We start from the raw sequence: 7,373 nt of genomic DNA on the forward strand, positions 1-7,373 counted from the left end.
CGTGGGCTCACCCCGAGTTGCAGTTCATATTTCCATATGGCAATATGAACTCCGTTCCGGCCGAGGATCCTTGACGCCTCGAACGACACCCGAAGGAGAATCCATGACCGACGGAACTTTGGAAACGATCGACGGCCGCCCGGCGCTGCGCTTCGAACGCGTGCTCGCCTATCCGGTAGAGCGCGTGTGGCGGGCGGTCAGCGTACCGGCGGAGCTGGAGCGCTGGATGCCCGCGGCCGTCAACTGGACGCCGGCGGCGGGGGAGACCTTCGAATCCTACGGCGCGACCCTTGAGGTGACGGAGGCCGACGCTCCCCACCGCCTGGCTTGGACCTACGCCGGTCAGCCGCACGGCTTCGAGCTCTCAGCCCAGGAGGGCGGTTGCCGGTTGATCTTCACCCACGTCCTCGACGACCGTGCGATCTCGGCACAGACGGCTACCGGATGGCACACCTACCTCTCGCGGCTCGATCGCCATCTCGCCGGCGGGTATCTGTCCGAAGAGGACGCGCACCAGGGATGGGCGCAAACGCACGAACGCTACGCTGAGCGTTTCGGGGTCGACCCGACGCCGGGCCGGCGCTTCGCGGAGACTCTGCGCGCAGGTCAGGAATGATCTTTCAAGGCCGACTCGTGGCCGGGGCGCACTGAGAGAGCATGGCACGCACCGGGTTCGCCCCTGCGCACGCCGGTGACACTTCGAGCGATTGGCCCTTTTCGGCTATCGCGACTGAACGCATCTGGATGGCAGCGCCGCCGGCGTGCCCCGGGGCCGGGAAGGCCGACATGATGGGAGCCGTGGCGGCGACTCCACAAATCATGCGGCGACTCCACAGGCCATATCGCCATCTGGTAATATGATGGAATGAGCACCTTCGCTGCCCTGGCTGAGCCGCATCGCAGGCAGATTCTCGACCTGCTGCGTGATGGCGAGCGGTCCGCCGGAGACCTGGTAGAGCGACTTGACCTCAGCCAGCCCGGCGTGTCCAAGCATCTCAAGGTGTTACGCGAGGCCGGGCTCGTCGCGGTACGCGTGGATGGCAAGCGGCGTCTGTACACGCTGCGGCCAGGCCCCCTCACGGATGTTGACCAGTGGCTGGAGCCCTACCGCGTTTATTGGTCGAGGACCCTCGACACGCTCGAACGCCACCTGAAAGAGAATCCATGACCGACGGGACCCTGGAAACGATCGACGGCCGCCCGGCGCTGCGCTTCGAACGCATCCTCCCCCACTCGGTCGAACGCGTGTGGCGGGCGGTCAGCATGCCGGCAGAGCTGGAGCGCTGGTTTCCCGCGACCGTCGACTGGACACCGGCCGAAGGTGAGGCCCTCCAGGCCTACGGCGCGACCGGCGAGGTGACGGAGGTCGATGCGCCCCATCGCCTGGCCTGGACCTTCGGCGGCGAGCACTACAGGTTCGAGCTCTCAGCTCAGCAAGGCGGCTGCCGGTTGATTTTCACCCACGTCTTCGGCGTCCGCGCGATCGCAGCGCAGGTGGCAACCGGCTGGCACACCTATCTTTCAGAAGGTGTCTTCGAACCCGGCACCACTGGAGATCTTTGGCGAAACCAGCGCGAGGATCTACGTCGTCATCATGATCACACGCACGTCGGTGACGTTCCGCGCAGCCTTCTCCTGAGCGTCGAGAAGCTCATCACCGTGCTCATTCGCCCAGCGTCCGAGAGCCTTCAACGGACCGTCGACCAAGCTTTGTCCCAAGCCGGTCAGGGCGTACTCGACACGCGGTGGAGCTTCGGCATGTGCGCGGCGGTCGATTAGCCCGTTGGCGAGCAGACGATGCAACGCCTGCGTCAACACCTTGTCGCTGACGCCGCCGATAGCGTCGCGCAGTTCGCGCCGGCGGCGCGGTCCGGAGGCAAGAGCCGCCAGGACCACAGGATCCCACGTGTGGGCGAACAGATCGGTGGCCGCACGTACACGGCAATCCGCCACGAACTCGTCACGATCCATGCCCTGATCGCTCCTCTCGCCGACCATCATCGCCTGTTTGTTGCGCACCGATCGGTGCGTAACGCCTTCTTTACCGTAGCCACCAGACGATCATCGCTTGACGCGAGGTGGGAAAGGGATTGCGGATGCGCATCGGGATTTTGGGCACGGGAATGCTGGCGGCGGCGCTGGGTGAGGGCTGGGTGCGCGCCGGACATGAGCTGGCCGTCGCGGGGCGCTCCCGGGCCAAGGCGCAGGAGCTCGCCGATCGGCTGGGCTGCAGGGCGCGCGCCGTCACGCCGCGCCAGGCGGTCGTAGATCGTGATGCCGTGCTGCTCGCGGTGTCCTGGCAGGGCGCCGAGGACATGCTGCGCAGCGCGGGCGCGGCTGACGGCTCCCTGGAAGGAACGGCGTTGATCGATCCGACAAACGCAGTCGAGCACGGCGTGGGTGTAGTGCTCACCGGGCCAGGCGAGGCGATGGCACAGCGGATCGCCAGTCTGTCTCCGGGAGCACACGTCGTGAAGGCCTTCCACATGTTCCCCTCCGATCAGTGGACGAGGTCTCGCGCCAGTGGCGAACACCCTGTCACGGTGGCGATGTGTGGTGACAATCCGGACGCGTTGCACGTCGTCGGGGAGTTGGTCCGTGATGTCGGCGCAGCCCCGGCCGTGCTGGGATCGCTGGATCGCGCTCGCCAACTGGAGGAGGTCGCCGGTTTCGTCATTGGGCTGGCCTTCGCCGGCACTGACCCCAACTCCGCCATCCCGCGCGTTCCATCAGCGGCCGCATAACATCCCTCCACCGGCGACGGTCGTGTAGGAAGCACGCGGCCGTGAAGGGGCGAGGATGGCTCCAAGTGGGACCACTCCAGGTGTCGAGCGACCTTGTCGGCGACCTCCGCTGACGAAACGCCGCCCACGACCAGATCGAGGTAGCGCTCCGTTCAGGCCCAACACGGCTTCCAAGCCAGCGACACCTCTCAGGCGGCCTGCGGAACAGACGCTGGCCTCCGGGTCCATGCCGGCGGCCTTTTCCTGGTCAACCGTCTGGTCATGAGCGTGATCGCGGCGACGGTCAGGTGGGCTTCGCTGTGCGAGGGCTTGCGCTCGAAGTCGACGACGTTGCGGCGGGCGTTCATCAGCCACGAGAGAGACCTCTCGACGATCCACCTTCTCGCGAGGACCTTGAACCCGGTCTGACCAGGCCGTTTAGTCACGATCTTCAAGGTGAGGTGCAGGAAGCGGCGGGCCCACTCGACCAGCGTCCCGGTGTAGGCGCTGTCGCCCCAGATGAGGGTGAGTTGCGGGTGCAGCATCCGCAGCCGGGCCAGTAACTCCCGGGCGGCGTCGCGGTCGGGCTGTCCGGCGGCTGTGACCATGACCATCATGAGCAGGCCGAAGGTGTCCACGACCAGGTGGCGCTTCCTGCCTGCCACCCGTTTCCCGGCATCGTAGGAGCGTGAGCGGCCGGTGACGGTGGCTGCGGCGCGCACCGACTGGGAGTCGATGATGCCGGCGACCGGGTTGGGGCAGCGTCCGGCGCGCAACCGGATGGCGCGGCGAAGTTCATCACGGACCCGGTTGAAGACCCCGGCCCTGGTCCAGCGGCTGAAGAACCCGAACACGGTCTGGTAAGGCGGAAAGTCCGCTGGCAGGGCCCTCCACTTGCAGGCGTTGTCGGTCACGTACCGGATCGCGTCGAAGATGTCGCGGCGGTGGTGCTTTTCCGGTCGGCCGCCTGTGCGCGTCTGGCAGGCGGGCACCGGCAGGAGGGGCTCGATCAGCGACCACTCCTCATCGCTGGTATCGGACGGATAACGGTGCGGGCGCATCGGCTCACGCTCGCCCGGCCTTGTTGAGCAGGCTCAGCGCCGCCTGCACCACGTTGAGCTGGCCCAGCACCAGGTTGACCCACTCCTCCTCCGGCCGGGCGGCCGCGTGTGGTGCGACCGTCGCCGACAGCAGGCGGCTGATCCGGGTCAACTCGGTGCGCATCCGCGAGCGCTCGTAGGCGATCCAGTCATCGGGTTGGGAGGAGAAGCGGTAACCATCGTCCGGCGTCCAGATCAGCGGGGTCAAGTGGGCCATCGCCGAGACCTCCCGGATGTAGAGGATGCCCTTGCGAACCTGGTAGAGGCTCAGTTTGGTGGCGCCGACCAGTTGCCGGGCGGTCAGCCCGGCCGGGCGGGCCTCCAGCAGCGCGAGACGAACCTGGTCGCCGCAGACGTTGGCGGCCAGGCCCCTGGAGGGCATGGTGCTACTCGCCGCGCAGCAGCCGGGCCAGGCCCTCATCCAGGCTCACGTCGCCGGACTGGACAGCCGCCTCCAGCCAGTCGGCAGTCGCGCGCACCCGGCCGAGATTGCGGGCCACGGTCGCCTTCTCCTCGACGGTGAAGGCGTGCCCGCGTAGCGTCGGCAGCACCCGGCCCACCGCGGCCACGAACACCGAGCACGCGCCGACCAACTCGATGAAGTCGCGGCTGCGCTCGATCCGGGGCAGCGCCGGGGTCCGCTCCCGGACCGCCTCGCCAGCCTGCCGGGCCTGATCGACCTGCGCACGGTTGACCAGATGCCGGGCGGTGGTGTCGGTCATCGCCTTGAAGGCGACCTCCGGGCGGCGCAGCAGATCAGTCGCCACCGCGGCGGCGACCTGCTCATCGCGGGCCAAGTCGTGGATGCGCTCCACCTTCTGCTGCACTGAGGAGGTGTCGGCGAACTTCTGATCGACGGCCTGCTTGGCGGCCCTGTCGGTCCACCGGTGCGTCTGGGCGCGCTGGTCCAGCGGCGGCTTGGTGATGCGCTCCCACCGCTCCTCATCATCGCGGAGCGAGGCCAGCGTCTTGTGAATGTAGTACGGGACAGCGTGCCGGCGGTGCTGGGCCGGCCAACGGGAGGCCACCCAGCGATAGGTCTCCAGCGTCTTCACCGGGATAGCAAGGTCGTCGGCGAACATCTGTAGGGATTCCAAGACGCCGAACAGCGCCTCGCCCCGGTCCGGGTGCGCGCCGCCGTGCGGCTGCATCGGCTCGATCTCTAGCGCCAGGTCGCCGAGCTCGAACTGGGAACGGGTCTGGAGTTCAACCAGTTCCCGGCCGCGAGTGATGATCTGTTCGTACCGCTCCTGGCTGACGTGACCGATCATGGTCGGCATGGTCCGCTCCCCTCGCACGCGACGTACGGGACAACGGCGGGATGCGGACCACCAACACCAAGCATCCTATTGATCACGCCAGGTGACAATCCCTGGCAAACAAGGTCTTTTGTGTTTCCCCTAACGATCATCAACGGGGATCAAAGACACCTTCTCACGGCTTGAGTCTCACCTCGCCGGCCGGCACCTCTCCGAACAGGAGGCGAACAAGCCGTGGAAGGAAATTCACGAACGCTACGCCGAGCGCTTCGGGGTCGACCCGACGCCAGGTCGGCGCTTCGCGGAGACGCTGGGCGGAGACAACGACGACGCCTGAGTCCATGGCACCGCCGCGCTACTGGCCGTGTCCACATGGTCCACCGAGTCACGAGGCGACGGCCGACGCGGCGCTGATCATCCGGCCGTTGAACCTCGACGCGCGGGCCCAGCCCGAGGTCGCGCCGTTGCGATCATGTCCAGCTCGAACCTTGCCCGACAGGTTGACCTGTCCCGCCATGAATTTTTCACCGCTGGGCCGGGCACACGGAAACGCCCCAGAGCTCTGATCGAACTCCGGGCCGCCAGGGGTTCTTCGATAATCTCCGTTATCTTTAGCTCGATTCTGATCATGGCCTTGACCAGCACCGGCTCGTCGATGACATGTGCTCAACGAGCCGGTAGTCGAGACGTGGCGACCTACTCAGCAGGGGCCGATCGTTACTGAAGAGCGACGTCGGGGCTGCGTGGGCAAGGGTTCGGGTTCCTGGATGAGGAGGCCGGCGGCTCGGAGTTGACCGAGGGCGTGGGCGAGTTGGGCGCGCAGTCGTTGGTTCTCTTCGGCGATCTCCCGGTTGCGGGTCTGGGCGGCTTCGAGCCTGGGCGCGGCCGGTCGCGGGCATGTCCGGAAGCGTCCGAAGCACGTCGACCAGGTGATCTCGGCCGCACGGAAGCCGACGAGCAGCGCCATGGATCAACAGGAGCAAGCTGAACCGCCCCAGGTTTGATGGAGACAGCGAGGACCCGGAAGGTTCCTGTTCATGGCTGCTCCCCGGAAAGACCCGATGAACTCCGCGAGCGTGCGACGAGGCCGGCCCGTGGAGGCCGGTAAGGACCCTGCCACCCGTGACGGCGCGATCAGGCGTATCGCCGATCAACTCGATGTGCACCCCGAGGCACTGCGGACCTGGGTCAAGCGCGCCGGGACCGACGAGGGGCTGCGTGAGGGGACCACCAGCCAGGACGCGGCCCGTATCGCCGAGCTGGAACGTGAGGTGAAGGAACTGCGCCGGGCCAATGCGATCCTGAAGTCCGCGTCGGCTATACCGAACGCCTCGAACAGGCCGACGCCGTCGCCGAGTACATCGACTGGTTCAATCAGCGTCGTCTCCATGGTGAACTCGGCCATTTCCCGCCTGCTGAGTTCGAAGCCCTCCACGCAACGCCCGCCATCGCAGAACATGCACTCAAAACCAGCTAACCGAGCCTCCACAAAACTCGGGGCTTGACACACAGCCAATTCCTGGGTATCCAGAATTACTGCTCGCCGGGCCCGAGGAAACCGATGAACGTCCGTTTTCTCCTGGTCCACCAGTCAAGCGACGCTCGCGATGTCGCATACCGGCACGAAGAGGCAGAACAAGCAGGCAGCGAGGGAGAGATATGAGGAGAATCTCGATCAATCGTGCCTTTTTCGTGGCCCTCACGACAATCGTCACCGGGACGGCCGTGTTCCTCGGAATATCCGGCCCGGTATACGCGCGGCCTGCCGCCAGTAATGTCAGGTCCGGTGCCTCCCCGACGGCGGTGGGCGATCCACAGCTGTTCTATCGGGCCACCGACGGCCAGGGCAGCACGGGCGTGGTGGACGCCGCCGGCAACTTCACCAACCTCAAATCCATTCCCGGGTTCGCCACCGGCTGGACCCACATCACCCTGTGTTGATCTCTCGGACGAATAATGGTGTTCCGGATAATGCCTTTCCGGTTTACCGTCCCCTAATTCACCCTCTCTCCCCGAAAGGCTCGGCGGGCCTCTTTCCCTCATGTGCGGATTTCCCTGCAGGGAATTCCGCAGGACCCTGGAGAAGCCTTCCCTGCGGGGAGCGGACACCCAAGGAGAAGCGATGCGGAAGACGACGACCCGCCGGGGAATCCCCCGCGCCGGTCTGGCCATCGCGCTGGCGCTGGTAGCCGGCGTACTGTCCCTCACCCCCCCGGCGGCTGCGGTCCCGGCGGACGCGGCCACCGCCACCGCCGCGGACCTGCCCTACGGGCCCCACACCTGCAAGCAGG

At 66.5% G+C, this 7,373-nt stretch carries 11 protein-coding genes and 1 pseudogene; 6 read left to right on the forward strand and 6 right to left on the reverse strand.

Features of this window, described 5'->3' with window-relative positions:
* Window positions 1-103 precede the first annotated feature (103 nt).
* The 3 genes from DP939_RS44855 (at window position 104) to DP939_RS48545 (ending at window position 1,779) form a co-directional block, all read left to right on the forward strand.
* Window positions 104-616 carry an SRPBCC domain-containing protein gene (locus DP939_RS44855; protein ID WP_113986931.1) on the forward strand — a complete coding sequence of 171 codons (513 nt, stop codon included), beginning with the start codon at window positions 104-106 and terminating at the stop codon, window positions 614-616.
* Window positions 617-865: 249 nt separating this feature from the next.
* Window positions 866-1,168, forward strand: coding sequence for an ArsR/SmtB family transcription factor (locus DP939_RS44860; protein WP_113983844.1), 303 nt, complete (start codon window positions 866-868; stop codon window positions 1,166-1,168).
* Complete coding sequence (locus DP939_RS48545; protein WP_225878954.1) at window positions 1,165-1,779, forward strand: SRPBCC domain-containing protein; 615 nt, start codon at window positions 1,165-1,167, stop codon at window positions 1,777-1,779. Before DP939_RS44860 ends, DP939_RS48545 begins: the two co-directional genes overlap by 4 nt.
* Here DP939_RS48545 and DP939_RS44870 read toward each other — a convergent pair.
* A pseudogene (locus tag DP939_RS44870) lies at window positions 1,714-2,001 on the reverse strand (winged helix-turn-helix transcriptional regulator); the annotation flags it as partial. The gene DP939_RS48545 and the pseudogene DP939_RS44870 sit on opposite strands and share 66 nt — an antisense overlap.
* 95 nt (window positions 2,002-2,096) lie before the next feature.
* Here DP939_RS44870 and DP939_RS44875 point away from each other — a divergent pair.
* Complete coding sequence (locus tag DP939_RS44875) at window positions 2,097-2,744, forward strand: NADPH-dependent F420 reductase (protein ID WP_113986933.1); 648 nt, start codon at window positions 2,097-2,099, stop codon at window positions 2,742-2,744.
* A gap of 188 nt (window positions 2,745-2,932) precedes the next feature.
* Here DP939_RS44875 and DP939_RS44880 read toward each other — a convergent pair whose 3' ends face one another.
* From DP939_RS44880 to DP939_RS47465, 5 genes are all read right to left on the reverse strand, one after another.
* Entirely contained in the window at window positions 2,933-3,784 is an 852-nt protein-coding gene (locus DP939_RS44880) for an IS5 family transposase (RefSeq protein ID WP_113986934.1), read from the reverse strand.
* 4 nt (window positions 3,785-3,788) lie between these two features.
* Window positions 3,789-4,205, reverse strand: coding sequence for a hypothetical protein (locus tag DP939_RS44885; protein WP_113986935.1), 417 nt, complete (start codon window positions 4,203-4,205; stop codon window positions 3,789-3,791).
* A 4-nt stretch (window positions 4,206-4,209) separates the two neighbouring features.
* Window positions 4,210-5,103: a DUF6192 family protein gene (locus tag DP939_RS44890; RefSeq protein ID WP_113986936.1), complete on the reverse strand. Its 894-nt coding sequence runs from the start codon at window positions 5,101-5,103 to the stop codon at window positions 4,210-4,212.
* Between the two features lie 364 nt (window positions 5,104-5,467).
* Window positions 5,468-5,599, reverse strand: coding sequence for a hypothetical protein (locus DP939_RS49020; RefSeq protein ID WP_263972400.1), 132 nt, complete (start codon window positions 5,597-5,599; stop codon window positions 5,468-5,470).
* A 183-nt stretch (window positions 5,600-5,782) separates the two neighbouring features.
* Entirely contained in the window at window positions 5,783-6,049 is a 267-nt protein-coding gene (locus tag DP939_RS47465) for a hypothetical protein (RefSeq protein WP_199565850.1), read from the reverse strand.
* A gap of 70 nt (window positions 6,050-6,119) precedes the next feature.
* Between DP939_RS47465 and DP939_RS49690 the strand changes: the two genes are divergently transcribed.
* Together DP939_RS49690 and DP939_RS45875 are read left to right on the forward strand one after the other, a co-directional pair.
* On the forward strand, window positions 6,120-6,587 hold the full coding sequence (locus tag DP939_RS49690; protein WP_113986937.1) for a transposase: 468 nt from the start codon (window positions 6,120-6,122) through the stop codon (window positions 6,585-6,587).
* Between the two features lie 154 nt (window positions 6,588-6,741).
* On the forward strand, window positions 6,742-7,023 hold the full coding sequence (locus DP939_RS45875) for a hypothetical protein (RefSeq protein WP_147268432.1): 282 nt from the start codon (window positions 6,742-6,744) through the stop codon (window positions 7,021-7,023).
* Window positions 7,024-7,373 lie beyond the last annotated feature (350 nt).

This window comes from Spongiactinospora rosea (genome assembly GCF_003315795.1).
GTDB lineage: Bacteria > Actinomycetota > Actinomycetes > Streptosporangiales > Streptosporangiaceae > Spongiactinospora > Spongiactinospora rosea.

Coding starts and splice junctions, on each gene's coding strand:
- DP939_RS44855 (WP_113986931.1), top strand. CDS start 104: ATGACCGACGGAACTTTGGAAACGATCGACGGCCGCCCGGCGCTGCGC.
- DP939_RS44860 (WP_113983844.1), top strand. CDS start 866: ATGAGCACCTTCGCTGCCCTGGCTGAGCCGCATCGCAGGCAGATTCTC.
- DP939_RS48545 (WP_225878954.1), top strand. CDS start 1,165: ATGACCGACGGGACCCTGGAAACGATCGACGGCCGCCCGGCGCTGCGC.
- DP939_RS44875 (WP_113986933.1), top strand. CDS start 2,097: ATGCGCATCGGGATTTTGGGCACGGGAATGCTGGCGGCGGCGCTGGGT.
- DP939_RS44880 (WP_113986934.1), bottom strand. CDS start 3,784: ATGCGCCCGCACCGTTATCCGTCCGATACCAGCGATGAGGAGTGGTCG.
- DP939_RS44885 (WP_113986935.1), bottom strand. CDS start 4,205: ATGCCCTCCAGGGGCCTGGCCGCCAACGTCTGCGGCGACCAGGTTCGT.
- DP939_RS44890 (WP_113986936.1), bottom strand. CDS start 5,103: ATGCCGACCATGATCGGTCACGTCAGCCAGGAGCGGTACGAACAGATC.
- DP939_RS49020 (WP_263972400.1), bottom strand. CDS start 5,599: ATGGCGGGACAGGTCAACCTGTCGGGCAAGGTTCGAGCTGGACATGAT.
- DP939_RS47465 (WP_199565850.1), bottom strand. CDS start 6,049: ATGGCGCTGCTCGTCGGCTTCCGTGCGGCCGAGATCACCTGGTCGACG.
- DP939_RS49690 (WP_113986937.1), top strand. CDS start 6,120: ATGGCTGCTCCCCGGAAAGACCCGATGAACTCCGCGAGCGTGCGACGA.
- DP939_RS45875 (WP_147268432.1), top strand. CDS start 6,742: ATGAGGAGAATCTCGATCAATCGTGCCTTTTTCGTGGCCCTCACGACA.